This is a genomic window from Micromonospora sp. CPCC 206061, assembly GCF_036906915.1.
Lineage (GTDB): Bacteria > Actinomycetota > Actinomycetes > Mycobacteriales > Micromonosporaceae > Phytohabitans.
Window position 1 is genome coordinate 103,338 of sequence record NZ_JBAKHX010000006.1, and the last position, 25,468, is coordinate 128,805.

At 70.5% G+C, this 25,468-nt stretch carries 23 protein-coding genes; 11 read left to right on the forward strand and 12 right to left on the reverse strand.

Annotated features, from left to right (window positions below):
- Window positions 1–11 precede the first annotated feature (11 nt).
- Window positions 12–539, forward strand: a complete 528-nt coding sequence (locus V6V89_RS07480) for a sigma factor-like helix-turn-helix DNA-binding protein (RefSeq protein ID WP_334618241.1) — start codon at window positions 12–14, stop codon at window positions 537–539.
- A complete protein-coding gene (locus V6V89_RS07485; protein ID WP_334618242.1) occupies window positions 536–1,678 on the forward strand; it encodes a hypothetical protein in 1,143 nt (380 codons plus the stop codon). The genes V6V89_RS07480 and V6V89_RS07485 overlap by 4 nt, the downstream gene beginning before the upstream one ends.
- A gap of 88 nt (window positions 1,679–1,766) precedes the next feature.
- Here V6V89_RS07485 and V6V89_RS07490 read toward each other — a convergent pair whose 3' ends face one another.
- On the reverse strand, window positions 1,767–2,474 hold the full coding sequence (locus V6V89_RS07490; RefSeq protein ID WP_334618243.1) for a hypothetical protein: 708 nt from the start codon (window positions 2,472–2,474) through the stop codon (window positions 1,767–1,769).
- An 86-nt stretch (window positions 2,475–2,560) separates the two neighbouring features.
- Complete coding sequence (locus V6V89_RS07495; RefSeq protein WP_334618244.1) at window positions 2,561–3,403, reverse strand: SWIM zinc finger family protein; 843 nt, start codon at window positions 3,401–3,403, stop codon at window positions 2,561–2,563.
- A 196-nt stretch (window positions 3,404–3,599) separates the two neighbouring features.
- Here V6V89_RS07495 and V6V89_RS07500 point away from each other — a divergent pair, with 196 nt between their 5' ends.
- Window positions 3,600–3,947: a hypothetical protein gene (locus V6V89_RS07500; RefSeq protein WP_334618245.1), complete on the forward strand. Its 348-nt coding sequence runs from the start codon at window positions 3,600–3,602 to the stop codon at window positions 3,945–3,947.
- Between the two features lie 45 nt (window positions 3,948–3,992).
- On the opposite strand, the gene V6V89_RS07505 is transcribed toward V6V89_RS07500, so the two are convergent.
- Window positions 3,993–6,521 (reverse strand): polysaccharide lyase family 8 super-sandwich domain-containing protein, encoded by a 2,529-nt coding sequence (locus tag V6V89_RS07505; RefSeq protein WP_334618246.1) that lies wholly within the window; start codon window positions 6,519–6,521, stop codon window positions 3,993–3,995.
- Between the two features lie 93 nt (window positions 6,522–6,614).
- Here V6V89_RS07505 and V6V89_RS07510 point away from each other — a divergent pair, with 93 nt between their 5' ends.
- Complete coding sequence (locus V6V89_RS07510; RefSeq protein ID WP_334618247.1) at window positions 6,615–7,220, forward strand: sugar O-acetyltransferase; 606 nt, start codon at window positions 6,615–6,617, stop codon at window positions 7,218–7,220.
- Between the two features lie 88 nt (window positions 7,221–7,308).
- On the opposite strand, the gene V6V89_RS07515 is transcribed toward V6V89_RS07510, so the two are convergent.
- Complete coding sequence (locus tag V6V89_RS07515; RefSeq protein ID WP_334618248.1) at window positions 7,309–8,886, reverse strand: DHA2 family efflux MFS transporter permease subunit; 1,578 nt, start codon at window positions 8,884–8,886, stop codon at window positions 7,309–7,311.
- Window positions 8,887–9,121: 235 nt separating this feature from the next.
- On the opposite strand from V6V89_RS07515, the gene V6V89_RS07520 reads away from it, so the two are divergent.
- The 3 genes from V6V89_RS07520 to V6V89_RS07530 all read left to right on the forward strand — a co-directional run bounded on the left by V6V89_RS07520 (window position 9,122) and on the right by V6V89_RS07530 (window position 11,633).
- Window positions 9,122–9,829 carry a carbon-nitrogen hydrolase family protein gene (locus tag V6V89_RS07520; protein ID WP_334618249.1) on the forward strand — a complete coding sequence of 236 codons (708 nt, stop codon included), beginning with the start codon at window positions 9,122–9,124 and terminating at the stop codon, window positions 9,827–9,829.
- Window positions 9,830–9,891: 62 nt separating this feature from the next.
- The gene (bla, locus tag V6V89_RS07525) at window positions 9,892–10,821 is read left to right on the forward strand and encodes a class A beta-lactamase (RefSeq protein ID WP_334618250.1); all 930 of its coding nucleotides are present in this window, start codon (window positions 9,892–9,894) and stop codon (window positions 10,819–10,821) included.
- Window positions 10,822–10,889: 68 nt separating this feature from the next.
- Window positions 10,890–11,633, forward strand: a complete 744-nt coding sequence (locus V6V89_RS07530; RefSeq protein ID WP_334618251.1) for an SDR family NAD(P)-dependent oxidoreductase — start codon at window positions 10,890–10,892, stop codon at window positions 11,631–11,633.
- Between the two features lie 140 nt (window positions 11,634–11,773).
- Here the strand turns inward: V6V89_RS07530 and V6V89_RS07535 are convergent, their stop codons facing one another.
- Together V6V89_RS07535 and mtnA are read right to left on the reverse strand one after the other, a co-directional pair.
- Window positions 11,774–13,735, reverse strand: coding sequence for a bifunctional aldolase/short-chain dehydrogenase (locus tag V6V89_RS07535; RefSeq protein WP_334618252.1), 1,962 nt, complete (start codon window positions 13,733–13,735; stop codon window positions 11,774–11,776).
- Between the two features lie 13 nt (window positions 13,736–13,748).
- Entirely contained in the window at window positions 13,749–14,756 is a 1,008-nt protein-coding gene (mtnA, locus tag V6V89_RS07540; protein WP_334618253.1) for an S-methyl-5-thioribose-1-phosphate isomerase, read from the reverse strand.
- A gap of 162 nt (window positions 14,757–14,918) precedes the next feature.
- Here mtnA and V6V89_RS07545 point away from each other — a divergent pair, with 162 nt between their 5' ends.
- Window positions 14,919–16,175 carry a glycoside hydrolase domain-containing protein gene (locus V6V89_RS07545; RefSeq protein WP_442935087.1) on the forward strand — a complete coding sequence of 419 codons (1,257 nt, stop codon included), beginning with the start codon at window positions 14,919–14,921 and terminating at the stop codon, window positions 16,173–16,175.
- Between the two features lie 85 nt (window positions 16,176–16,260).
- Here the strand turns inward: V6V89_RS07545 and V6V89_RS07550 are convergent, their stop codons facing one another.
- Window positions 16,261–16,845, reverse strand: a complete 585-nt coding sequence (locus V6V89_RS07550; protein WP_334618255.1) for a carboxymuconolactone decarboxylase family protein — start codon at window positions 16,843–16,845, stop codon at window positions 16,261–16,263.
- A gap of 2 nt (window positions 16,846–16,847) precedes the next feature.
- Complete coding sequence (locus tag V6V89_RS07555) at window positions 16,848–17,861, reverse strand: coiled-coil domain-containing protein (RefSeq protein WP_334618256.1); 1,014 nt, start codon at window positions 17,859–17,861, stop codon at window positions 16,848–16,850.
- Window positions 17,862–18,229: 368 nt separating this feature from the next.
- On the opposite strand from V6V89_RS07555, the gene V6V89_RS07560 reads away from it, so the two are divergent.
- Together V6V89_RS07560 and V6V89_RS07565 are read left to right on the forward strand one after the other, a co-directional pair.
- Window positions 18,230–19,696 carry a glycoside hydrolase gene (locus tag V6V89_RS07560; protein ID WP_334618257.1) on the forward strand — a complete coding sequence of 489 codons (1,467 nt, stop codon included), beginning with the start codon at window positions 18,230–18,232 and terminating at the stop codon, window positions 19,694–19,696.
- Window positions 19,697–20,019: 323 nt separating this feature from the next.
- Window positions 20,020–20,976 (forward strand): hypothetical protein, encoded by a 957-nt coding sequence (locus tag V6V89_RS07565; RefSeq protein WP_334618258.1) that lies wholly within the window; start codon window positions 20,020–20,022, stop codon window positions 20,974–20,976.
- Here the strand turns inward: V6V89_RS07565 and V6V89_RS07570 are convergent.
- Both V6V89_RS07570 and V6V89_RS07575 read right to left on the reverse strand, forming a co-directional pair.
- Window positions 20,957–21,559, reverse strand: a complete 603-nt coding sequence (locus V6V89_RS07570; RefSeq protein ID WP_334618259.1) for a copper resistance CopC family protein — start codon at window positions 21,557–21,559, stop codon at window positions 20,957–20,959. The two genes, V6V89_RS07565 and V6V89_RS07570, sit on opposite strands and share 20 nt — an antisense overlap.
- A gap of 45 nt (window positions 21,560–21,604) precedes the next feature.
- Window positions 21,605–22,384, reverse strand: a complete 780-nt coding sequence (locus V6V89_RS07575) for a YaaA family protein (RefSeq protein ID WP_334618260.1) — start codon at window positions 22,382–22,384, stop codon at window positions 21,605–21,607.
- Between the two features lie 58 nt (window positions 22,385–22,442).
- Here V6V89_RS07575 and V6V89_RS07580 point away from each other — a divergent pair, with 58 nt between their 5' ends.
- On the forward strand, window positions 22,443–22,982 hold the full coding sequence (locus tag V6V89_RS07580; RefSeq protein ID WP_334618261.1) for a hypothetical protein: 540 nt from the start codon (window positions 22,443–22,445) through the stop codon (window positions 22,980–22,982).
- A 256-nt stretch (window positions 22,983–23,238) separates the two neighbouring features.
- On the opposite strand, the gene V6V89_RS07585 is transcribed toward V6V89_RS07580, so the two are convergent.
- Window positions 23,239–24,840, reverse strand: coding sequence for a CocE/NonD family hydrolase (locus V6V89_RS07585; RefSeq protein ID WP_334618262.1), 1,602 nt, complete (start codon window positions 24,838–24,840; stop codon window positions 23,239–23,241).
- Complete coding sequence (locus V6V89_RS07590) at window positions 24,837–25,433, reverse strand: TetR/AcrR family transcriptional regulator (RefSeq protein ID WP_334618263.1); 597 nt, start codon at window positions 25,431–25,433, stop codon at window positions 24,837–24,839. The genes V6V89_RS07585 and V6V89_RS07590 overlap by 4 nt, the downstream gene beginning before the upstream one ends.
- Window positions 25,434–25,468: the final 35 nt, after the last annotated feature.

The following is a 25,468-nucleotide window of genomic DNA, read 5'->3' on the forward strand; positions in this document are numbered from 1 at the left end:
GTGTACTACGCATGACCCTCCAATCGACCCGCGAGCGAGCCGGGCCCGCCGACGAGGCGGGCTCAGCCGATGACCGATCCTTCGAGGCCTTCTACCGAAGCCACGTCGACCGCGTGTACCGCGCGCTGGCGCTGACCCTGGGCAATGTGGAGCTGGCCCGCGAAGCCACGGACGAGGCCATGGCGCGGGCCTATGCCCGGTGGGACCGGCTGGCCACCTACGACAATCCCGGTGGTTGGGTGTTTCGCGTCGGGTCGAACTGGGCCACCTCGTGGTGGCAGAAGCTGCGCCGGGAACGGCCGATGCCCGACCAGCCGACGGGTGTGGCGTACGCCGACGATCCGGAGGGCCAGTTCGCCCTCGAGGTGTTGGGACGACTGCCACGCGCACAGCGGGCCGTGGTGGTGTGCCGGGTCCTGCTGGACCTGTCGACCGTCGAGACCGCGACCGCCCTCGGCGTCGCCGAGGGCACCGTAAAGAGCCGACTCGCCCGTGGCCTTGCCACACTTCGGGGCATCGTGACGGAGGAAAGATCATGACAACCGTACGGGAAGAGACCCTCCCCGACGACCTGTGCGCCATCGTTCGTGACGCGGCGGCGGCGCTGCCACCGGGCGGTCACCAGCTGAGGCAGGTGGCGCCTCGGCGGCAGGCACAGCGGCGCCGGACCATGACGCTGTCGATGGCATTGGCCGGTGTCACGGCGCTGGCGGCGGCCGTGACGGTGCCGCTCGTGCTGCGGCCCGCGCCCGAGCCGGATCGGGCGGCGACGCCGGCGGGCGTCCCCGCACAGCGGATGTTCGTGACCGGCCCGGGCGACGGCCTCGCCATGGGCATCGGCAAGCCCCCGGAGCGCGGCGGGGAATCGGCCGCGGTCCGCATTCCGGGTGGGGTCGTGGAGATCACCGATTCTGAGCCTGTCGTCCACAACAATCCCGACCTGAACATGATGCTGGACAATGTGGTCGGCCTGCCAGACGGCAGGCTGGTGGCCTTCGGCGCGTGGGACCGGTCGGGGGGTGCCACCAGACCGGACGGCACGGCCGTCATGGACATGCGCAACACGCTCGTCGTGGTGGACAAGGAAGGCACGACCCAGGCCAAGCGTGACCTGGGCGCTTCCAACGGCACCATGCGGATGGCCGGCGTCACCAGCGACGCGGCGTACATCCTGCGCGGCGACCGGCTCGTGCGGCACGAGCTCGCGACGGGCGCCGAGCAGGACGTGCCCGCCGCCTCCCGCATCCGCGGCTACCTTGGCCAGGGCTGGGAGCTGAAGGCGGTCGGCGGCGGTCGCGCCATCCTCGAAAAGGGCAAGGACGACGGCACCTACGTGAAGGTGGTCAACCTCGACGGAAGCGGTGGCGACTCAGCGGAGGTGCGCGCGTGCAGCGCCACCTGCCACCGCATCAGCCTGACGCGGCTGTCGCCCGACGGGCGCCGCATCGCCTACGCCTACCCGACGGGGCAGGCCGGGACCCGGCTGGTCGTCACGGATCTGACCACCGGCCGCGAGGTGGTTGGGCGCGACCTCGGGGGGATCGTGCAGTTCGGCGGTCTGGGAGTGATGGGCTGGGCCGACGACAGCACGCTGCGACTTGGTGAGGTCGTGCCGCCGGAGAAGGCTGGTCTGTACGACCTGAAGGACGTGCTCCGCGTCGAGGCCGTCACGGTCTGACTCCGCTGACCCCGTGCTGGGCGCCCAGATCCGCGAGGAGGGCGCCCAGCCAGCCGAGTGCGACGCGGCGTCGCCGGAACTCGCGTCCTCAGTAGTCCATGAGGAGCGGCTGCCGGTGCTCTATCGCGGTCTCGACGAGGTCGAGCATCACGGCGAGGCCGAAGCGCGCGGTCTCCTCCAGCGAGGCGCCCGCACCGGGCGCGGCGCCGCGGAGCTCCGCCGGGTCGTGCCCGGCCAAGACGTTGGCGCGCTCGTTCAGCAGGCGCAGCTCGGCGGCCAGACGGTCGATCGAGGCCATCCGGGTCGGCTGACCGGTCGGCCGGGGGGCCTCGATCACCACGGGATCCTCGGTCAGCGGCAGCCACCACTCCACTCCGGCCAGCAGGGTCACGTAGCGCTGCGGCTGTTCGGAGGCCGCCTGGTACGCGGGAGCGTCGCCGAACTCGCGCGGGCTGTCCTGCCTGGCCCCGGCGGCCGGACGCAGGTCCGGGCGCTCGTCGTAGGCGGCGAGCAGGATGACGGCGCCGAAACCGTCCCAGTCGGGCTTGTCGGTCCAGTACGGCTGGGACGGGCTCTCCAGCCAGGCGGCGGGGCTGCCGAGCGCCTCGCCGAGCCAGTGCTGCCATTCCCGCACGGCGTTGTGCACCACGGCCGGGTCGGTCTCGGCTTCCTCATCCTCGTTCGCCCGGACGATGCGCACGTCGTACCCGTTCTGCGCGCCGATCTGCTGCATGATGGTCTGCCAGTTACCCAGGTGGTAGCGGGTCAGCGGTCCGACGTAAAGATCAAGGCCCATGTGGACATTCTGCGTGATGAAGCGGCGTGGCCGTGTTTGCGGTTGACGGCCACGCCGCGCTCAAGATCGTAGCGTCTGGGCTGGTCTCACAGCACGTCCAGGTCCACCGTGCCGTTGTCGCACTTGTCCGCCAGCTGGCGCAGCCGCCGCGCCAGCTCCGCGGGGTCGGCGTTGAGCTGCTCGAACAGGTCGGCGTACGCCTCCGTCAACGGCGTGCCCACCTCGTCGGGGTCGATGCCGCTGACCTCGTGCGCGTCGATCAGATATCCGGCCAGCTCGTCCCAGACGAGGATGGCCTGCTCGACCAGGACCAGCGCGTCGGCCGTGGCGGGCAGCTCGGCCAGCACCGCGGCCTCCGCCGCGAGCCGCCGTCCCGCGGCTTCCAACTCGTGGATCTGCCAACGCGACCCGCTGGTGACGGCCGCCGCCTCCTCCACGAGCAGGCGGAACCGGCGGTGGGCGTCGTCGTGGTCGGCCGCGTCGAGCATCCCGGCGGCACGTAGCAGCATCGTCGCGAACAGCCGGTCGTCGGCCGCCTGGTCCACCACGAGCGCGGCCAGCTGCCGCGGGGCGAGACGCTCGACCGCGGTCGCGTACCGGATCCGCTCGGTCGGCACCTCGGCGAGGCTGGGCAGGACGGCGGCCCCGGACCACCGCACGTCTTCATCGAACGCGGCCAGCGCCACCGCGACCGCGTGGACGCACAGGTCGTCGTCGCCGGGGCACTCACACTCGCCGGTGAACGCCCCGTCCACGATGCCCACCCAGGGCTGCAGGATGCTGGAGCCGTCGCGGACTACCGCCTGCGCCCCTCCGTCGGCCTCCTCCAGCGCGGTGACGGCGCCCGCCCGCCACAGGGCGGTCGCCGCTTCACGCGTCGCGGGCTGGATGGCCTCGACGAAGGCCTCGATGTCGATTCGAACTGCCACGGCCGCCGACCCTACCCGCCGGCCCCTAGCGACGTCCCAAGCCCCTGGCATGGCGCAGTGGAGTCGAAGGCTGGTCGATGAGGCGGCGCGCACTACTTGATCTTCGAATCCTGAGCGGTCGCCTAACACGATTCGATCCTGCCTCGAGCGCCCAGCCCTAGCGTCGGGCTACCCGCCCCGACGTGAGGAGAGCTAGATGCGCAGAATCCTGTCCGTCCTGGCCGCGATGGTCATCGGGCTGGCCGCGGTCGCGGTGCCGTCCCGGGCCTCGGCCGCGCCCGGCGAGACCATCTGGACCTGCGGCGACTACCCGCCAGGCACCTGGGTGCTGATCGGCTTCGTGCCCGGGTACTGCGGCGGGAACCGGCTCTACACCGGCAAGACCGACGTCAGCGGCACGCCGATCGGTGGGTCGATCGCGGTCTGCTCCAGTTCCTGGGTGCCACCCGGCTGGAGGGTCCAGCTCACCGGGATCGGCCTGTCGAACTGTTCGTACCCCGGCCAGGGCTGGCAGAACGCCATGGTGATCGTGCGGCAGTCGTGATCGGCGGACCGGCCGGGTTCTCAACTCGCGCGTCCCGGCCGGCCGTTACGACGAGAAACGCAGTGTCGCCGCGAAGCTGCGCCCGTAGGCGTGCCGCGTCGTGACCTCGATCCGGGTGCCGCCGGCGCACGGCTGGACGCGAACCGCCGGGTCGGCCGACACGACTCGCATCCTCCGGCCGCGGACGGTCAGGGCGACGGTGTCGCGCAGCATGGTCGGGTCCGACACGGCGAGCGTCGTGACACCGTTGGCGGTGGTCCGCACGATCGCCGAGGCAGGGCCTTCGATGGCGAGATGTCCGGCGTGGTGGATGCCGGCGGCGAAGACGTTGGCTCCCACCAGGCGCAGTCCGCCGTGCTTGACCGCCTGCACGCTGGCGGTGTTGACCAGTACGGTCACCTGCCCACCGACGTAGGACCTCAACCGCTGCCGGGAGGCGTTGGGGACGATGGCGTACGCCATGGCCATCGGCGCCGCCCCGGCTGGCTGCTCGTAACCGACCGAGAACACGCGCTTCGAGACCTGAACGTCTGGATTGGACAGTCGAACCACGCGCTGGTTGGCTGTCACCGCTTCGAGGGTGACCGTCGCCCGCTGGTGGTCGAGGAACACGTACCCGACCGACGTGCCCGATGTCGCGTTCGCGTAGCGCAGCCACGCCAGCCGCGCGGTACCCGGACCGGACCAGGCCGAGCCGTCCCGCCGCGCACCGCTCAGCACGACGTCGTCGGAGACCGCGGCGATCCGGCTGTCGATGGTCGTCGTCACCGCCCGGCCCGCGGTGTCGCCCACGCCCGCGGCGAGCGCCACGATCTCGTCGTCGAACATGAACCACGACTTGGTGGCCTCGGCGTTGCGATAGGCCACGAAGTCGCCCGGAAGGTCGCCGGCCTGCTTGGCCGCGTAGGCGAAGTCGTCGGACTGCACCAGACCCGCCACGCCGTAGGCGCCGAGCACTGCGCCGCCGGAGAACGCGTTGGTGCCGCGCGGGAAGTAGACGTACCTGTTCTGCGACTCGGACGACGAGGTGAACCCGAGTGCCGGGTTTTCGTACCACGCGCCGCCATAGAGCTGCGGGATGGTGCTCCGGTTCTCCACGGGAGCGGTCACGCCGGCCAGCCGGTAGGGCGAGACCGTCGTGTAGTGGTCGACCCCGAACGCCTGCGCCTGGTCCTGCCCGGACAGGTACAGGTAGTACGCGCCGTCGCCCTGGAACCACGGCATCAGGTTCTCGCCGTTCATGTACTCGTACTTGCTGATCCGGCTGGAGCTGCGGGCAAGCGCGAAGGCGTAGCCCGGGCGCCGGTGGACGTGCCTGTCCATGGCGTTGAACGCGACGCTGCGCTCGGCGGCGCTCAGGTCCGTCGCCGGGGTCGAGGTGTCGGCGAGGATGTCGGCGTACCGGACGATGCTGACCGGCGAGACGAACGTCGTGGGGTTCAGCGCGGACCGGGAAGACTGCCGCAGGTACTTGACGTATCCGCGCAGTGCCGCGGCGTCGGCGCCGCGGGCGTACCCGGACAGGTCCACGACGGCCTCGACGACCTGCGCCACGTCGGCGTATCCCGTGTTGGTCCGCGATACCGCGCGGCCCTTGACGACCTCCATCAGGTAACCCTCGAAGACGAGTGGCGCGAAGCCGTTGGCCACCCAGCCCTGCACCACCCCGACGAGCTCGCCGCCCTGGGCAAAGCTCGTCCCGTCGAGAATCTTGACGGTCTGCACCACCCGGGTCAGCAGCGCCTTCCCGTAGGACCCGGTGTACGCCACGGACGAGTGTTGGATGAAGGAACCGTCCGCGTAGTACCCGTCGGTGACACCGTGCCGCAGGTCGTACGGGTCGATGGTGGCGAACACGGTCAGCTGGTCGGCGACCGCCTTGCCGACCCGGGCACCGTCGCCGAGGGCGGCGCCCTGCAGGATCCGGTTGGCGGTGATGTCAGCGAGGTTGGCGCCGGTGTGGAAGCGCGAGTTCAGGTCGACGTCTCCGTCGCGGCCGTTGCGCAGGTAGGCGTCCATCGAGGCGACGTAGGTCGCCGCGAGGTCGGGCCGGTACGCGGCGAGCTCCGCGGCCAGCAGCACCAGCGTCCGGCTGACGTCGGTCGAGATGCCGATCTCCCAGTTGTGCCAGTTGCCGTAGTAGCCCTTCGACTGGTCGCCGTAGTAGTTCTCGTGCATCCAGGCCAGGCCGTCGATGACGCGCCGCTGAACCGCCACATCGCCGTGCAACGCCGAGCCCGGCACCCGCGTGGCCAGCCCGATCTCGTACAGGCCCAGCGACGTCCGTTTGAGGTTGGTGTCGCTCGTGCCCAGCGGCCATCCCCGGAACAGCTCGCCCGGACCGGCCTGGTCCATGGCGGTCAGCCAGGCGCGGGCCGTCGAGTCGATGGCCGCCAGCTTCGCCACGACGTCGGGGTGGACGTTGGACTCCGCCGTGCCGGCGAACATCGCCACCATGTTGCCCATCAGCGTGGCGAAATCCGCGCTGACAGCGGCACGTGCTGGCCGCGCGCCGGCCACCGCCAGCAACGCGGCCGCGGGAACGGTCGACAACACCGCACGACGTGAAACCACAGCATGAAACTACTTTGCAAAGGCCTGCGTGGCCAGGGTTAATTTCTTCAACGGTTTGTCGGCCGCCGCGCAACCTCTGTACGCTGCGGAAACGTGCTGCAGAGTGACGAGCAAGCGGTCGTGGACCGGATCCGTAAGGGCCTCATCTACACCGAGTCGGAGGCATCGTTCCAGGCTTCTCAGCGACGTACCGATCTCATCTTCGAGTACAACCACACGCCACCCGGCGACACTGAGCGGCGCAGGTCGTTGCTCGTCGCGATCCTCGGGTCGGTCGGCGAGCGCACCGTGCTGCTCCCACCCTTCCACGCCGGGTTCGGGAGCAATGTCCACATTGGTGACGACTTCTTCGGAAACGTCAACATCACGTTCGTCGACGACGTCGACATACGCATCGGTGCTGGCGTCATGATCGCGCCCAGCGTGACACTCACGACGACGGGGCACCCGGTGCATCCCGCGCGTCGGGTCGACTACGCGCGGTTCTCGGAACCGATCGTGATCGAAGACAAGGTCTGGATCGGCAGCAACGCCGTCGTCCTGCCAGGCGTCCGAATCGGGTACGGATCCGTCATCGGCGCGGGCAGCGTCGTCAGCCGCGACGTCCCTGCGATGGTGGTCGCCGTCGGTACGCCCTGCCGGGTACTGCGACCCGTTACGGACGAGGATCTGACGACACGGACCGCGGCCGCCGGCTAGCCGCGGTTAGCCGCCGCCGAGCGGGGCGTCCTTAAAGGTCGGCGGCCGGTACCGTCGCAACATCTGACGGGTACCGGCCGCCGGGCCATTAGTGGATCAGCGTCGGCGCCGCGACGGCGCCGTCGGGGCTCGCGTCGTCCAGCAGGTGCGAGACCTCGCGCTTGCGGGGCAGGAACGCGATCGGGATGAACGTCGCCAGTACCAGCGCGAAGCCGACCCAGAACGTCGTGGCGAACGAGTCGGCCACGAATGCGAGGCCGCGCTGGAGGATCTCCGGAGGCAGCGGAATCTGCGCGCCGTGCTGGTTGGCGATGGCCGCACCCGCCTCCGTGACCGGCTCCCCGGTGTTCGGGTCGTTGAGGCCCGGGATCGGGGCCGAGCCGTTCAGCTGGCTGGTGAGGATCACCGACATGATCGCGGCACCGACGGAGCCGCCGATCTGCTGGAGGATGTTGACCAGCGTCGAACCGCGCGCCACGTCGTGGCTCGCGAGCGTGCGCAGCGCCGACGTCATGATCGGCATCATCGTGCCGCCCATACCGAGGCCCATCACGAACAGCGAGCCGCACAGCAGCAGGTACGAGGTGTCGGTGTCGACCTGGGTGAAGCCGAAGAACCCGACGGCGATCAGCCCCATCGCGAACGGCACGGTGCGGCCGACCGGGATCTTGTCGGCCATCATGCCGGCGATCGGCATGGTCAGCATCGCGCCGATGCCCTGCGGCGCCATCAACAGGCCGGCGTTGAGCGTCGACTCGCCGCGCACCTGCAGGAAGTAGCTGGGGAACAGCAGGCCGGCGCCCATGAACGCGATGATGAACACGAACAGCGAGAGCGACGCGATCGTCAGGTTGCGGTTGCGGAACAGCCGCAGGTCGAGCAGCGGGTGCCGGGGCTTGAACGAGTACATGACGAACCCGATCACCAGCAGGCCGCCGGCCAGCATGGGCGCCCACACCTTCGTGGCGGTGATCGTGCCGGTCTCCGGCAGGGTCGACACGCCGTACAGGAACAGGGCCAGACCCGGCGACAGCATCAGCATGCCGATGAAGTCGAACGACTCGGACGGCTCGGCGGCGTCCTTCGGCAGCGCGAAGTAGGCGTACACCAGGGCGACCGCGCCGACCGGCACGTTGATCAGGAAGATCCAGTGCCAGCTCGCCGTGTCGATCAGCCAGCCGCCGAGGATCGGGCCGCCGATCGGACCCAGCAGCATCGGGATGCCGAGGACGGCCATCAGCCGACCGATCCGGTCGGGGCCGGCCGCGCGGGTCATGATGGTCATGCCGAGCGGCATGAGCATGCCGCCGCCCAGGCCCTGCAGCACCCGGTACACGATGAGCTCGCCGATCGAGTCGGCGGTGGCGCAGAGCGCGGAGCCGAGCGTGAACAGCAGCACGGCCAGCATGTACAGCCGCTTGGTGCCGAACCGGTCGGCGGCCCAGCCGCTGAGCGGGATCACCGTGGCCAAGGCCAGGGTGTAGCCCGTCATCGTCCAGGCGACCTCGGCGTACGTGGCGTCGAACTCGGTCTGGAAGGTCGGCAGCGCGACACTGACGACGGTGATGTCGAGGATCGACATGATGGCGCCGAGGACCACCACTCCGGCGACCTTGAGGACGGCGGCGTCGAGCTTGTCGGGTGGTGCTGCGGCTTGATTGGTCACGCGAACTCTCCAGGTCCAAATGGCCGGCGGGCGAGGACGGCATGGGCGCGAGCCACGCTACATAGCGTGCGACCTTCTGACGAAGGAATTTGTCAGCCGATGACACGCCCCGTGGAACCGATGATCACACCGCTGCTCACGGGACGAATAGCCAGTGCGTGAATACGTGTGCTAGCTCACGCTCTCGTTGTCCGCTTGCCGGCACCCGTCACCACGGCGTCACTAGGATGTGCTCGTGCAACGTCAGCCGCTGGTCATCGCCGTCGCCCAACCCCGCGTCGTTTCGTACGACGTCGTCGCGAACGCGGCCGCGCACGCCGACGTGGTCCGGGCCGCGCGAGCGCGCGTGGTGGTCTTCCCCGAGCTGTCGCTGACCGGGTACGAGCTGGACGCGCCGGCGATCACCGCCGACGACCCGCGGCTGGCGCCGATCGTCGAGGCGTGCGCCGATACGGGAGCGACGGCGCTGGTGGGCGCCCCGGTCCAGGGCGAGGCGGGCCGCGAGCACATCGCGCTGCTGTCCGTCGACCGCGACGGCGCGCGGGTCGCCTACCGGAAGGCGCACGTGCACGACTCCGAGGAGCGTTTCAGCCCCGGCGACGGGCCCGCCGTGATCGAGGTCGACGGCTGGCGGCTGGGCCTCGCGATCTGCCGCGACACCGCGTTCGCCGAGCACGACGCGGCCACGGCGGCGCTCGGCATGGACGTCTACGTCGCCGCCGTTCTCGACCACGCCCACCACGCTCACGTGCCGGCCGAGCGGGCTCAGCGCGTCATCGCGGACCACAAGGTGTGGGTCGCCACCGCCAGCTACGCCGGCTCCACGGGCGGCGGTTTCGACCAGGCCGCGGGCGGCTCCGCGGTGTTGGCTCCCGACGGCGAGGTGCTCGCACAGGCCGGTCCGGAGCCCGGCGAGATGGCACGCGCCACCCTGCACGACTGAGAGTTCTCCGGTTGGCGACGCCGCCGTCGGCGACGTCACACGACCCGGGCATGATCGACGGTATGGCTTCAGTCAGTCGCCGCGCGCTTCTCGGGATCGCGGCACTCTCCCCGCTGGCCGGGTGTGGGGGCGGCACAGCCACGGACACGCCGTCACCAGCCGGACCGCCAGCGTCAGCGCCCGACTCCCCCACTGTCACGCCTGAGGTTCGCCACGAAGCCTTGACCGAGCTGGAGAGAAAGTACAAAGCGCGCCTTGGTGTGTACGCCCTCGCCACCGGCACGGACGCGACCATCGCCCACCGCGCGGACGAACGGTTCGCGTTCTGCTCGACGTTCAAAGGGCTGGCGGCCGCGGCGGTCCTGTCCAGCAACCCACTGTCGCATTTGGACACCGTCGTGAGGTACACCGAAAACGACCTCATGAAGAGCTCTGCCATCACCCGACGGCACGTGGACACCGGCATGACAATCCGCCAACTCTGCGACGCCGCGGTCCGCCACAGCGACGGCACCGCAGGCAACCTGCTGCTACGCGACCTCGGTGGCCCCGCTGCTCTGACGGCGTACACGCGAGGCCTCGGCGACACGGTCACCCGGATGGACCGGTGGGAGCCGGCGCTTACGACCGCCGTACCGGGAGACCCGCGCGACACGACATCTCCGCGAGCACTCGGTAGCACGTACCAGAAGATCGTGCTGGGCGACGCCCTGCCGTCGGACAAACGCGCCTTCCTGCGCGACCTGTTGGAGCGCAATGCGACCAGCGTCGGCGCCCGGCGCATCCGGGCCGGCGTGCCGAAGGGATGGACGGTGGCCGACAAGACCGGCACCGGCGCCTACGGCACCATCAACGACGTCGGAATCGCGTGGCCGCCGGGCTCCGCGCCGCTGGTCCTCGCGATCATGTCGAGCAAGGCCGGCAAGGACGCCGAATACAACCAGGTGCTCATCGCCGAAGCGACCGCCTACGTCGTAACGGCCCTGACCTGATCCGGTGCCCCGAACGCGGCGTCCGATCTCCGCCAGACAGCCGCGCGACGCCAGGCCAGGCTTGTGTCATGAGCAACGCACTCGATGGCAAGGTAGCTTTCGTCACCGGCGGTGGACGCGGGATCGGTGCCGCCGTGGCCCTGCGCCTGGCCGAGGAAGGCGCCGACGTGGCGCTGACGTTTCAGCAGAATCGGCAACGCGCCGACGACGTGGTGGACCAGATCAAAGCGGTCGGACGGCGGGCGATCGCGGTACAGGCCGACAGCGCCGATCCAATGGCGGTGACCGGCGCGATCGACCGGGTCGCCGACGAGTTGGGCCGCCTCGACATCCTGGTCAACAACGCCGCCGCGTTCGATCTCGGAGCGCTGGAGCAGCTGAGCATGGAGGAGTTCGAACGAACCGTCGCGGTCAACATCCGGGCGCCGTTCGTCGCCTGCCAGACCGCGGTGCGCCACATGCCCGCAGGTGGCCGGATCGTCAACATAGGCAGCAACGTGGCCGAACGGGCCGTATTTCCGGGCTTTTCCCTGTACGCGATGAGCAAGACGGCGCTGATCGGCCTGACCAAGGCGCTGGGACGGGAGCTGGGCCCGAGGGCGATCACCGTAAACCTGGTCAACCCCGGGCCCACGGACACCGAGCTGAACCCGGCCGACGGCCCCAATGCCGCCACCGTCAACGGGTTCACGGCGCTCGGCCACTACGCGACACCGGCCGACGTCGCCGCCACGGTGGCGTTCCTCACCGGCCCGGACGGGCGCTACATCACCGGTGCGACGGTCAACGTCGACGGCGGTTTCACCATCTGACGCACGACCGGCTCCGGCCCTCCTAGTCCTTCACGATGAAGGCCGGAGCCATCCAGCATGGTCTGTTCGACGGCGTTCCGCCCGACACCGGTCCCGTTCGTGCTGGGGATCGCGCGCTAGGGCACGGTGGTAGGCGAGGTTCAGATGACCCGCTCGTTGCCGCCGTCGATAGGGACCTGTGCTCCGGTGGTCGCGGCGAACGCGTCCGAGCACAGCGTCGCCGCGAGCTCGCCGACGCGGGCGCTGGTGATCTCGACGCCCAGCAGGTTGCGCCGCTTGTACTCTTCGACGGTCATGCCGTAGTGGTCGGCGCGCTCCTGGAGCAGTTCGGCGGTCCACAGCCCGGTGTCGAACACCGCGTCGGGATGGACGATGTTGACGCGGATGCCGTCCGCCGCCCATTCGAGCGCCGCCACCCGGGCCAGCTGGACCGCCGCGGCCTTGGACGCCGAGTACGGCGCCGCGCCAGGACCGGGTGCCGGGGCGTTCTTGGAGGCGATGAGCACGACGCGGCCGCCTCGGGGAGCGAGCGCGAGAAGCGGATGCACCCGGGAAAACAGGTACGCGATGGAGTCGACGTTGACGGCCATGGTGCGCCGCCACGCGTCCATGTCGAGGCGATCCAGCGTCCGGCTGTCCGGAAACACCCCGGCCGCGGCGACGACGATGTCCACTCCCCCGAACCGGTCGGCGGCGCGGTCGATCGCGCGGTCGATCGCCGCCGGGTCGGTCACGTCGGCCTGGATGCCGAGGTAGTCGTCGTCGTGGACGGCTGCCGCACGCGGGTCGATGTCGACTCCGACGACCGCGGCGCCCCGTGCCCGCAGCGCCTCGGCACAGGCGCGCCCGATGCCGGACGCGGCTCCGGTCACCAGCGCGACCTCGCCGGTGTACTCGGGTGCGGGACGTCCGCGACGCAGCTTGGCCTGCTCCAGTTCCCAGTACTCGACGTCGAAGATGTCGGCCGCGGAGGGCGCCCGGTAGGTACCGATGCTTTCGGCCATCTCGATGATGCCGATGGTGTGCCGGTAGATGTCGCGCGCGATCCGGGCTTCCTTTCCGGACCGTCCGGCGGTCACCATGCCAAGGCTCGGCTCAAGGATGACTCTCGGGGCCGGATCCACCATGGTCAGCGGTGTCTCGCGCCGCGCCCGGTGCTCCGCGAAGTAGCGCCGGTAGTCCCGCGCGTAGGCGGTCACGTCCGACCCGACGAGCGGGATCCTCTTCGTACGCAGTGCGTGGTCCGGCGTGGCCGGGCCGCGTGTCGCGACCGATGCCAGGTCGGGCCTCGCCACGAAGGCCAGGATGGCCGGGTCGTCGTGGCGGGTGAGCAGCATCGGCGCGCCGGCGACGTCGGAGACCTCGCGCCGCAGCCGCGCCATCCATAGTGGATCGACCCGCGGCGGCGCGGGATGCGGCCGCGACGGTGGAGCATGCTCGGCGAGATACCGCTCGGCACGGGTGATCAAGTCGATGTGCCGCCGGTAGGCCTCCTCCACATCGGCGCCGAAGGTGAACAAGCCGTGGCCCCGCAACACCAGGCCTACGGTGCCGCCGTGCATGGCCTCCGGCACGACGCGCGCGCACCGTCGCGCCAGGTCGAAACCGGGCATCGTGTACGGCACGACAATTACGCTGTCGCCGAAAACCTTGCCGACGACGTCCGCGCCGTCCGGCTGGTTGGTCAGGGCCAGGAGCGCGTCGGCGTGGGTGTGCAAGACGGCGTCCTGCGGCAGCAGGGCGTGCAGCAGCGACTCGACGCTGGGGTCGGGAGCCCCGGCTTTGATGGACGCGCAGCGAAGCTCGTTCATCATGTCGGTGTCACTGAGCCGGTCCAGCGTCAACAGTGCCCGTAGCCGGTCCAGGCGCAGTGGGGCGAAGCCGTCCGGCTCGATGGTCGCCAGGTCCCAGCCGCTGCCCTTGACGTGCAGGATCTCGACCGGGTCGCCGGTGAGGTCGGTGACGGTGGTCTTCACCGACGTGTTGCCGCCGCCGTGCAGCACGAGGCCCGGCTCGCGCCCGAGCAGCCGGGAGCCGTAGACGAGCTGCGCCAACGGCTCACCCGAGGGCGGCGCGGTCGCGGTGTTCCACGCGTCAAGCATTGGTTTCGGGCTCCTACCGTGGTGGTTGATCGTCGGGGCGACCACCCATGGCGGGCAGGATGACGCGGCCTTCGGTGACGATCGCGGTCACGAGCCCCGCCGGCGTCACGTCGAACGCGTAGTTGAGCGTGCCCGTGCCGGCGGGCGCGACCGGCGCGCCGCCCCAGGTGGTCACCTCGTCCGGGCCGCGCACCTCGATGTCGACGTCTTTGCCGGTCGGCGTCGACAGGTCGATTGTGGACTCGGGCGCCGCCACCACCATCGGCACGCCGGCGTGGGCGGCGGCCAGCGCCAGCGGATACGTGCCGACCTTGTTGATCACGTCGCCGTTGGCGGTGATCCGGTCGGCGCCGACCACTACGGCCTTGGCCTGTCCGCGCGCGAGCACCGACGCGGCAGCGGAGTCCACCACGAGCGTATGTGGGACGTTCATCCGCGCCAGCTCCCACACGGTCAGCCGGGCGCCCTGGAGCAGGGGACGGGTCTCCGCCGCGTACACATGGCCGAGGGCGCCCCGCTCGTGGAGCGCCCGCACGACACCGAGCGCCGTGCCCCACTCCACGCACGCCAAGGCTCCGGCGTTGCAGTGCGTCTGGATCGTCACCGGACTGGCGACGTTGTCCATCAGCCACCGGGCACCGCGCTCGCTCAGCGCCCGGTTACAGGCGACGTCCTCCTCCAGTACCGCCAGCGCCTCGGCCAGAACGGCGTCCGGGCCTTCGGCGAGCCGGGTCAACGCCCGGTCGACGCCCCACGCCAGATTGACCGCGGTGGGCCGGGCGCTGCGGATGGCCGCGGCGGCGGACATGATGGTTGCGGGGTCACCCGGGCTCAGCCGCGCGGCCAGCGCCACCCCGAGCGCGCCAGCCGCGCCCAGAGCGGGTGCCCCTCGGATGGCCAGCCGCTTGATCGCGTCGATCAGCGCCTCGACAGTGTCGATCTGGATCAGGGCGAGGTCGTGCGGCAGCCGTGTCTGGTCGACGGCCACCACGCGGCCCTGCCGCCAGTCGATGGTTCGCATGGCGCTCCCTGGAACGTCGCCCGCACCCGCATCCACGCATGAATCGTATCGAGACCGGCAGAGGACTCACGCCGTGACAACGCCTGTCGATACGTGGTAGAAAGTTTCCCAATTGCATCGCAGTGTGGAGATTTCCTCCGGAGGTCGTGGATGAAGCGGATCATGGCAAGCGTGGCGTGTCTGGTAGCCGCGACAGCCGGCTCCAGCGCGGTGATCACCGGGTTGCCGGCGGATGCCTCCAGCGGCCGGCCCACCACTGCCGTCGCGCCGCTGGCCGCCGCCGGCCCGCAGCCGGGCACCTACGTCGGCCGGGCCTTCGACACCTGTGCGGCGCCGTCACAGTCGGCCATGAACGCCTGGCGAACCGGCTCGCCGTACCGCGCGATCGGCATCTACATCAGCGGCGCGAGCCGCTCCTGCGCGCAGCCCAACCTGACGGCGACCTGGGTGACGAACCAGACCAACAACGGCTGGCGCCTGATCCCCATCGAGCTGGGCATGCAGGCGCCCTGCGGCACCCGCACGCCCAAGATGTCCGGCACCCCGGCCACCGCGTGGGCCCAAGGCGCCACGGCAGCTTCCAGCGCCGTCAACGCCGCGCAGGCGCTCGGCATCCCCGCCGGCAGCGCGATCTACAACGACATCGAGCACTATCCGTCCAACGCGTCCTGCAGAGCGGCCGTGCTGTCCTATCTTTCCGGCTGGACACAGCGCCTGCACACGCTGGGTTATCTGTCCGGCATGTACTCCAGCGGATCATCCGGGATCGCCGACGTATGCGGCGCCTACAACGACACCCGGTACCTTCGCCTGGACCACCTGTGGTTCGCCTGGTGGAACGGCGCGGCCAACACCGACGCCGGCCAGTACTGCCCGGACGCCTACTACGCCAACCACCAGCGCCTGCACCAGTACGCCGGCGACGTCACCGAGACCTGGAACGGCGTGAAGATGACCATCGACCGCAACTACGTGGACGTGGCCAGCGGCACCGAGCCGCAACCGCCCGCCTTCAGCGTCACCGTGGACAACACCAGCACCGGCCAGTTCACGGCGAGCACCAACTGGGGCACGTCGAGCTACTCGTCCCAACGCTCCGGCCCGGACTACCGATTCGCCGAACCGGTCGCGGCCAGCGACACCGCCTGGTACCAGGCCAGCCTCCCAGCGACCGCCAGCTACGAGGTATCCGTGTGGTATCCGGCCGACGCCGGCTACAACGACTCCACCCCGTACCTGGTCGTCACTCCGGACGGCAACCAAACCGTCCGGGTCAACCAGCGACTCAACGGTGGGCAGTGGGTGTCGCTGGGCGTGTTCACGCTCGCCGCCGGAGGCGGCAACCGGGTCGGCGTGAGCCGCTGGACCACCGGCACCGGCTACGTCATCGCGGACGCGGTTCGCATCACCCGCGTCTGAGTACTCACCCGGCCAGGCGAACGCTGGCCCGGTACCGGGGTGGGGTTTTCACGCTCGCACCGGACAGGACCCAACCGTGGACGAATCAGGAGGTGGTGGCGTCAGGCACGACGCCCAGCGCGTTGAGGGTGCCGGCGAGCATCTCGTAGTGCCCGATGAGAAGACACAGCTCGATCAGCTGCCGCTCGTCGTACGCCCCGCTCAGCTCGGCCCAGGTGGCGGCGCCGACCGTCCGGTCCGTGGTGAACTCGCCGACGGCCCTCAACAGGGCACGCTGGTGGTCGGTCCAGCCCGGCGCGTCCGGTCCGGCGCCGACCCGCTGGATCTGCTCGTCGGTCAGCCCGGCCCGCCGCGCCAGGCGGACGTGCTGATACCACTCGTAGTCACTGCCACAGACGATCGCGACCCGCAGGATCACCAACTCGGCGTCCGCCCGGCTGAGCGTGCCGTAGGGCATGAGCCGCGCCGCGAAGCGCAGCCAGGCGCGAAACAGCCGGCGGTGCCGGCCCAAGGTGGCGAACACGTTCGGCACCGCGACGCCGAACCGTCTCGCGGCGACGGCGCACACCAGGGTGTTGACCACACCGAGCGCGTCACGGCCACCGGGCCGCACCCGCGGCTCCTCAGCCCGGCGCACCCGTCCGGGAAACGGAATCGACGGCGTGACCACGGCTACAGGATGGACATGTGCACGTGGTCCTTGTGGGTGCTCGCGCCGCTGTACGACCTCCACCCGGTGGCCGGCAGCCAGATCTGCTGGTACCAGATCACGTACATGACGCCGAGCCGGTCGGCGTTGCGCACCAGGAACGCGGTGAGGTTGTTGCCGTACAGCCGCTGATCTCGCGTGTGCGCGTTGGAGAAGCCGCTGCTCTGCAACGACCAGTCGCACGCCCGCCCCTTGGGGTGCTCGTACGGCCCACCGGACCGGTAACAGCCCACGAACCGTGTGAAGCCGGCCCTCTTCACCTCTTTGTACGCGTGGTAGGTGCGCGGGGTGACGCATCCGCCGGTGGTCGGGTCGTCGACGCTGCACGACTCATCCGGCCACGACCCGTCCGAGGCGCGCGGCGCGGCCTTGGCGACCGCGGACGTGGCGCTGACCATACCGTTGACGGTCAGGCTCTTGCCGCCGACCAGCGAGAGCGAGTTCTCGGCTTCCTTCTTCTGCTTGGCGATGATTGTCAGCTGTCGCTGCTCCTCGGCGACCTCGGCGTCGAGGGCCTGTTTTGCGTCGGAGGCGCGGTTGCGGGCCTCGGTGAGCTTGTGGAGCTTCTGGTCGTTGACCATGTTCAGCTCGCTGAGGGCGGTCGCGCGCTCCATGAAGCTGGTGGGGTCGGAGCTGCTCAGCAGCGCCGAGACCGGTCCGACCTTGCCCATCCGGTACGACGCGGCGGCGACCTGGGCGACCTGTGGCGCCAGCTCTTCGATCTGGTGCTCGGCCCGGGTCACCTCGACGCTGAGCTGGAGCTGCTTGCGCCGGGACGCGTCCAGTTTGGTCTTTGCCTGCGCGTACCGCTTGCCGGTGCTCGCGAGCACCTCGCTGAGCAGCGGCGGGGCCTCTTCCTGCGCCCCTGATGAGTCGCCTGGTTGCGCCTGCGCGGCTGTCGGAGCCACCGTGATCAGGACCGCGCCAGCGATCACGCTCACAGCGAACCTGAACCAGCGCCGTACGGCAACCGTCATACCCATCCTTTCGTCGACCGCCGGCCGGGGTTAGCTGACGGTGCCCTCCGCGATGGCCCGCAAAAGCATACCCCTTGGTACAAGCCGGCTTCCCGGGGGCAATCCCGTTACCGCGCAACAACTTTCCGTAGATGACACAAGATGATCTAGAACCTGCCGCGAGCCGCTCGGGTACAACGTGGAGGCCCCCTCCCCCGCGGCGAGCATCGCCGACCCCTGACCCCCTCAGCCCGCCGTCGGCGCCGCGCCGAGGATCGGCCGGCGGGTTTCTGCCAACCCTTCCTAAAACCCCTGTTGACAGATTGACCTGGGCCTATGAGACTTCCCCCACGGGCTTTCAATGATGTTCGCCTATACGTGGAGGACTCATGGTCACACGCAGAACCCTGCTCGCCGCGGCAGGCGCCGGCGCCGCAGGCGGCGCGCTCGCGGGCGGCACGGCCCGCGCCGACGCCACGATCACGATCGACCCGGGCGCGGACTACGGGGTGTGGGAAGGCTGGGGTACGTCGCTGGCCTGGTGGGCGAACGTCTTCGGCGACCGGGACGACTTCGCCGACATCTTCTTCACCACCAAATCGGTGTCCTACAACGGTGCGAACCTGCCCGGCCTGGGCCTGAACATCGCCCGCTACAACCTGGGCGCGTGCAGCTGGAACACCGTCGACGGCGCGCAGATGGTCGCCTCGCCCAACATCCCCCGCTTCAAGCAGATCGAAGGCTTCTGGCTCGACTGGCGCAACGAAGACCCCGCCTCCACCGCCTGGAACTGGAACGTCGACGCCAAACAACGCGCCATGCTCGTCAAAGCCGCACAACGCGGCGCCATCACAGAACTGTTCGCCAACTCACCCATGTGGTGGATGTGCCTCAACCACAACCCGTCCGGCGCCGCCAACGGCGGCCTCAACCTCCAGTCCTGGAACCACCGCCAGCACGCCCACCACCTGGCCGTCACCGCCCGATACGCCCGCGACCGGTGGGGTGTCACCTTTCGCACCGTGGACCCGTTCAACGAGCCCTCCTCCAACTGGTGGCGCGCCGACGGCGGCCAGGAAGGCTGCCACATCGACGCCACGACCCAGCGCAGCGTCCTGTCACACCTGCGCACCGAACTGAACAGGCAGGGCCTTTCCGGGGTCAACATCTCCGCCTCCGACGAGACAAGCTACGACCTGGCCCGCACGACGTGGAACAGCTTCGACGCCACCACCAAAGGCCTGGTCCGCCAGGTCAACGTGCACGGCTATCAAGGCTCCGCCGGCCGGCGTGACCTGCTCTACAACGACGTACGCGCCGCCGGGAAGATCCTGTGGAACTCCGAAAGCGGCGAAAACGACAGCACCGGCATCACCATGGCCCGCAACCTGTGCCTGGACTGGCGCTGGCTGCACCCCACCGCCTGGTGCTACTGGCAGGTCATGGACCCCAGCGCCGGCTGGGCCGCCATCCAGTACGACTTCAACACCCTGCGCGCCGGCGCGGTCCAGCCCAAGTACTACGTGCTGGCCCAGTTCACCCGGCACATCCGACCGGGCATGCGCATCATCGACACCGGCGTCGGCTACGCGGCTGCAGGCTACGACCCAGCCGCCCGACGCCTGATCATCGTCGCGGTCAACACCGGCGCCGCCCAAACCCTCACCTTCAACCTGACCCGCTTCAGCCAAGTCACCGGCAGCTCGGGCGGAGTCGTACCACGCTGGACCACCGTCCCCGCCAGCGGCGACCGCTACACCGCCCGCCAAGACATGCGCGTCAACGCCAAGACCGTCGCCGTCCCCTTCCCAGCAGCCTCCGTCCAAACCATCCAGGTCGACGGCGTAACGATCTAGCCCACGCCCGCCCCGCCCCGCGCGGCGCGCGGACGCCCCGGCGCGGCCCACGCGGACGCCCCGCCCACGCGGACGGCGCCCGCCCACGCGGACGGCACCCGCCTCGCCCCGTCGATCAAGGGCAAAACGCACGTGGTTCGATCTCTTTTCCGCGTGCGTTTGCCCTTGATCGACGCGATCCTCCTTGATCGGCGTGCCTCCAATGCGCCCCGTCAAGGCTCGCCTGGCGCGCGGCCGCGGCTGGCCGCCGCCTGCCGCCGGTAGCGCGCCGCCCGCCGCCCGCTGGCCGGCGGCGGCAACCGCGGAGCCGTCGCGGGCGTCCAATGAGGATGCCTCGCCGCCGCACGGCCGCCATCGCCGCCGCTGCCACCGCCTGCGCCGTCGCCGCCGGGCTCGGCGCGTACGCCTTGTGGCCGCAGTCGAAACGCTACGGTTACCCGCCTCCGCACAAGACCGCGGTGCTGGACAAGCAGGCCCGCACGGTCCTCGTGGCGTGGGACCGGGAGCATCCCGGCCAGCCGGTCCGCCAATACATGCCGGTGGCGCGCGACGTGCCGAACAACCGGTGGGGGTGGACCTTCGTGCTCCCGCCCGACACCGAGCTCGAACGGCTCGGCGGACACCGGCTGTCCGCCGCGGTGCCGCTGCCCGAGACCTCGCCCGCTCCGTCCACTGTGGTATGGCAGGACGGCGCCGCCGACCGGGTGCCGCTGGTCTCCGCGGCCGAGGCGTTCACGGCGGCCCAGGCGGAGCGGTGCCGGCAGGAGCCCTGCGACGGGCCGGCCATGCGGGTGACCGGCGCCGAGATGGGTGCCGTGCCAGCGCGCACCACGCACGGCTGGGCGTCGGTGCCGGCCTGGGTGTTCACTGTGGAGGGCGCTGCCTTCCGGGTCGCCCGGATCGCGGTCGACGCCGAGCCGCCGCCGCACCGCGAGAGCTTCTCGGGCGGCGAGTACGCCCGTGTGGCCCGCGGCATCGTGCACGCGACCGCTGAGAACACCTTGACCGTCGAGTACCTCGGCGCACCGTCCGGCACCGGGCCGTGCTCTGGCGAGTACACCGCGCACGTGGTCGAAGGCGCGTCGGCCGTGGTGGTCGTCGTGGAGCCGATGGTGCCGCCGGAGTGGGTGCTGGAGGAGGCGCGGAACGTCTCCTGTGCGCCGCTGAGCCCGTTCGGCCCGTACCGCCAGGCGACCGTCTACCTGTCCCGCCCGCTCGGCGAGCGCGTGCTGCTCGGCCTGGAGGGCACGCCGCTCATGCTCACCCGCCAGCGCCCGTAGCGGACGCTCGTGGCTGGCGGCGCCGCCACAGCAGGCCACCGGCGAGCGCGAGCACCACGACGACCGCCCCCGCGAGCACCCACCAGCCTGTCGAGGACGAGGAGCCGTCGCCGGAGCTCGCCGCCGGTACCGCGGCCTGTGCCGCCGCCGTCGTGGCCGGCGCGGTCGGCGCGGCCGTCGGGGTCGGCTCGGCGGTCGGCGTGGGCGGCGCCGCCTGGTTCGTGAACGTGAAGCTGCCCTGGAGCACGTGCCCGTCGGACGCTGTGGTGCGCCAGGCGACCGTCACGACGCCGACCGGCAGCGGGTTCACCGGCTGGGTGATGGTCTTGTCGAGCACGCCCGCGGCGCCCGCGCTGTAGGAGACCTTGTCCGGGCCGGTCACCGCGACGGTCGTGCCCGGCTTCTTGATCAGGCCGCTGAAGGTCAGCGTCACCTGCGTCAGCGGCTTGGTCGCCGTGCTCTTCGCGGCTGGGCTCGTGCGGCTCAGCTCGGTGTGCGCCTGGGCGGGCGCGGCGGGCACGAGGACGGCGAGCACGGCTGCGAGGACGGCCGCGGCAGCGGCCAGCGGGCGGTTGCGAGTCACCGCGTCACGGTACCCCGCACCGGGGTGGCGGCCATCGGCTGAGGCTCAGGTGAGGCGCACGGAGAGGCCTTTGCCGCCGAACTCCTGGCACACGAACGCTGGCTCGCGCGGTGTGCTGAGCTTCTCGTCGTACCGGTACCCGATGTCGTCGAACTCGCGGATCGCCGCGTCCTTCACGCGGGCGGTGACCAGCCAACGGGCGAACGCACCCCGGGCGATCTTCGCGTGCACGACCACGAACTTCGGCTGCTTCGACGCCGGGTCGACGGTGAGGAACTTCGGCGTCACGACGCGGTCGGGGTCGAGGTGCGGCAGGACCGTCTTACTGTATTCACCAGCGGCGAGGTTGACGACGCGGCCCGACGCCGGCAGCTGGTCGGCGATCGCGGCGCCCCAGAAGCGATAGAGATTCGGGTACGCGCCGACCGCCAGCCGGTAGCCCATCTCCAGCCGGTACGGGCTGATGCCGTCGAACGGCCGCAAGATGCCGTACAGGCCGGACAGGATCCGCAGGTGCTTGTCGGCGTACCCGCGGTCGGCCGCGCTGAACGAGTCGACCCGCAGGCCGCTGTAGATGTCGCCGACGAACGTCGCGGCCGCCGGCGCCTGCCGCGCAGGCTCGGTGCTCCACTCCGCGTACTGCTGGCGTGTCTTCGCCGCGAGGTCGGCGGAGACGTTCATGACCCGGCACACCTCGTCTTCGGACAGCTTCCGCAGGTGGGCGATGAGCTCCTCGGCCCGGTCCAGCAGGACCGGCGTACCGGTCGGCGCCACGCCCGACGTCGGCGTGCGCATCGTCTTCGAGCTGTGCATCAGGATGATCATCAGGGTTCCATTATGCCGGGTGCGGCGGCCCGAAGCCGGCAGCCGGTACCGTCACCGGGTGCGCCGGTTTCGGGTATGGGGGCTTGTCGCCGCGCTTTTCGTGATCGCCAGCGGCGTGGCGGTGATCGTACCGCTGGTGCGGGGCGCCGCGTCGGCGGGCGACCCGGAGATCACCGCCACCGAGGCGGTACAGGGTTACGCCTGCGCGCAAGTCAGCTGGGAAGACCACTGCGACCGGATCAGTGCCGACATGGCGCGGCGCGAGCCGGTGTCGCCGTCCGACTGGCGTGCCGCGCAGCCGCTCGTGGCTGATCTCAATCAGGCTCTCGTCGGCGCCACCTGCCAGCGCTCGCAGGGGTTGTGCGCGGTGGAGGGAGCGCAGTCGACGGCGGAGACGGTGCGGCGGGCGATCGTCGGCGCGGGGTTCCTCGGCCCGGTCGTGCGAGACGCCCGCATCACCGATCCAGCGCCGCGGGGCGCGATCATGTTCGCGGTACCGGTGGGTGGCGCCTGCCTGCTCGGGTACGTCACGTCACCGTGGTCCGCGACCGTCCTCGTCGTCGGCCCGCTGCGCGACGCCGGCTGCGCGTACCCGTAAGGCCAGCCGGGCGTTGCCAGCGCCCGGCCTTGGCCGGCGCTTGTGGCGGCGGCGACGCCGATCGCAGGCGAGGCGCGCATCGCGGGGCGGGCCTGGGCGACGGGGCCGCGGCGATCAAGGAGGATCACGTCGATCAAGGGCAAGTGCACGTGGATCTGAGATCGAACCACGTGCATTTGCCCTTGATCGACGGGCAAAGCGCGCGCCGCGCACGGCGCGCGAGGCACGGCGCGCGAGGCAGAGCCGCGGGCGCGGGCTATGGGTGGGGTGTAGGGAGGAGGATTGCTGAGGGGTGGGTTGGGTCGTGGTGGATGGTTTGGTCGGCCGGGACCATGCGGGTGGCGGTGGCGTGGGGTTCGCCGGTGCCGGGGTTTCTGGCGTAGCGCGGGAAGGCGCCGCTGGAGACCTGCACCCGGACGCGGTGGCCGCGCGCGAACCGGTACGCCGTCGGCCACAGCCGCACGGCCGCGCACCGCACCTCGTCCGCTCCCGCCAAGCTCACCAGCCCGTCACACACGTTCGTCGACCGGCCGCGCTCGTCCACATCGCAGAGTCGCACGAAGACGTCGGCGTACGGCAGGCTGGAACGGAACCAGATCTCCGCGCTCACCTCGCCGACCACCTCCAGGGCCTCCTCCAGCGCCGGCGTGGTGTACGTGAGCACGTCCGGCCGGGCCTCCAGCGCGGTGTTGTCGACGCGACCGCCGTCGCTCATCCGCACGCCACCCACGGCAGGCGTCGGGTCGGCCGGGTCGTAGCGGTAGGCGTCCGGCGGCGAGTCGGCGGGAGCCGATGTGGACAGACCACCGTTGGGCTGAAGGTGAAAACGCGTCGGCGCGTACCCGGTGGGCGGCCAGGCGTCGAAGCCGCGCCACGCCTCCTCCCCCATCACGTACAGCCGCACCGGTTCGCGCGGCGGCGGCTCCTCACCGCGCGCGAGCGCCAGCCCGAATTCGACCGCTTCCTGGACGCCGAGGTTGGTGAACTCCGCGTGCGTCCACGGCCCGACCGTGAGCCGCGCGGTGCGACCGGACGATCGTAGGATCTGGAAGTCGCGCAGCTGGCCGGGCAGGAAGATGTCGAACCAGCCGCCGATGGAGCTGACGGGCACGCCCGTCGCGGCCACCCGGTGGCGGTGGTCGGCGCCTTCCCAGCGCGGCGCCGAGGCGTCGTGCGCCAGGATGTCCTGTACGTAGTCGATGCGTTTTCCGACGGCCGCGACGTCGCTGCCCGACAGCGGCAGCGTACGCAGCGCGCGGCGGGTCCGGCGGGTCTGCAGCGGCTGGCGAAACAGCGCGAGCGGGCGCTCCTGCGTGGCGGTCAGCACACCCCAGCCGAACGGCGTCTCGAGCTCGAACGAGTCACGGCTCAGGAAACCCAGCGACAGCGCCGACTCGGTCATCTGCGGAATCATCGCCTTCACCTGCGGCGGCAGCGCGTCGGCGACCGCCCACTGGACGTACCCCATGTAGCTGACGCCGACCAGCACGATCGCCTCGCCGCACCACGCCTGTTTGACCAGCCAGTCAAGCGTCGCCAGGCCGTCCTCGCGCTCCTGCCGCATCGGGTCGAACGCGCCGCCGGAGCCGAAGCCGCCGCGGGTGCTCTGCAGCAGCACCTGGTATCCGCGCTCGGCCAGCGGCCGCGCCATGCCGAGGGCGACGGGCCCGCGGCCGTACGGGCAGCGGATCAGCGCGGTCGGCAGTCCGTCGCCGCCGGTGCGCGGCGCCCAGCGGTCGGCGAGAAGCTCGACACCGTCGGGCATCGGCACCCGCAGGCCACGCTCGACGACCAGGTTCCGCGTGATGGGTGGCTCGAGCTTCATGAACCGTTGGATCAGGTGGCTGCTCAGTCTCACGGCTGGGACTCCCTGTCGGACGGTTGGCACGTGACGACCGGCAGCATTCGCAACAGCCGGTCGGTGAACGCCTCTGGGTCGAGCGGGTCGGGCCCCTCGATGACCCAGGTGTTGATGACGGCGGCTGAGCCGCCGGTCAGGAACAGCGCGAGGTCGTCGAGCAGCTCGGAAGCGAGGTCGCCGGGGCTCATCCGCCGCGCCCACACGCGGTTGAAGGGGCTCAGCAGGTCGGTAAGGGCCTTGTTGAGCCCGTACGCGCAGGGCCCGGTCAGCATGGGCCGGTAGAAGGCGCGGTGCCGCGCGAAGTGACGCGTCGCGGCCAGCACGCGGTCGCGTTCTGTCAGCTTCTCGTCCCGATCGTGTACGCGCTCGACCAGGTCGGTGCGTGCCAGGTCGAGCGCGGCTTCGAGCAGCAGCGTGTCGCGGTCGCCGAAGTGCTGGTAGAGCAGCGGGCGGCTCACGTCGGCGGCGTCGACGATGTCGGACACCGGGATGCTCGAGGTGCCCCGCTCGGCCACCAGGGCGATCGCGGCCCGCATGAGCGCGGACCGCGATCGGCGCACCCGCCTGTCCCGGGTGGGGGTGATCGTCACACCTCAGATAATGACATGTGTAAAGAAAATAGCAA

Bases quoted from the DNA above. Each gene is read 5' to 3' on its own strand.
- V6V89_RS07480 (WP_334618241.1), top strand. From the start codon at position 12: ATGACCCTCCAATCGACCCGCGAGCGAGCCGGGCCCGCCGACGAGGCG.
- V6V89_RS07485 (WP_334618242.1), top strand. From the start codon at position 536: ATGACAACCGTACGGGAAGAGACCCTCCCCGACGACCTGTGCGCCATC.
- V6V89_RS07490 (WP_334618243.1), bottom strand. From the start codon at position 2,474: ATGGGCCTTGATCTTTACGTCGGACCGCTGACCCGCTACCACCTGGGT.
- V6V89_RS07500 (WP_334618245.1), top strand. From the start codon at position 3,600: ATGCGCAGAATCCTGTCCGTCCTGGCCGCGATGGTCATCGGGCTGGCC.
- bla (WP_334618250.1), top strand. From the start codon at position 9,892: ATGGCTTCAGTCAGTCGCCGCGCGCTTCTCGGGATCGCGGCACTCTCC.
- V6V89_RS07530 (WP_334618251.1), top strand. From the start codon at position 10,890: ATGAGCAACGCACTCGATGGCAAGGTAGCTTTCGTCACCGGCGGTGGA.
- V6V89_RS07535 (WP_334618252.1), bottom strand. From the start codon at position 13,735: ATGCTTGACGCGTGGAACACCGCGACCGCGCCGCCCTCGGGTGAGCCG.
- mtnA (WP_334618253.1), bottom strand. From the start codon at position 14,756: ATGCGAACCATCGACTGGCGGCAGGGCCGCGTGGTGGCCGTCGACCAG.
- V6V89_RS07545 (WP_442935087.1), top strand. From the start codon at position 14,919: ATGGCAAGCGTGGCGTGTCTGGTAGCCGCGACAGCCGGCTCCAGCGCG.
- V6V89_RS07555 (WP_334618256.1), bottom strand. From the start codon at position 17,861: ATGACGGTTGCCGTACGGCGCTGGTTCAGGTTCGCTGTGAGCGTGATC.
- V6V89_RS07560 (WP_334618257.1), top strand. From the start codon at position 18,230: ATGGTCACACGCAGAACCCTGCTCGCCGCGGCAGGCGCCGGCGCCGCA.
- V6V89_RS07565 (WP_334618258.1), top strand. From the start codon at position 20,020: ATGAGGATGCCTCGCCGCCGCACGGCCGCCATCGCCGCCGCTGCCACC.
- V6V89_RS07575 (WP_334618260.1), bottom strand. From the start codon at position 22,384: ATGATCATCCTGATGCACAGCTCGAAGACGATGCGCACGCCGACGTCG.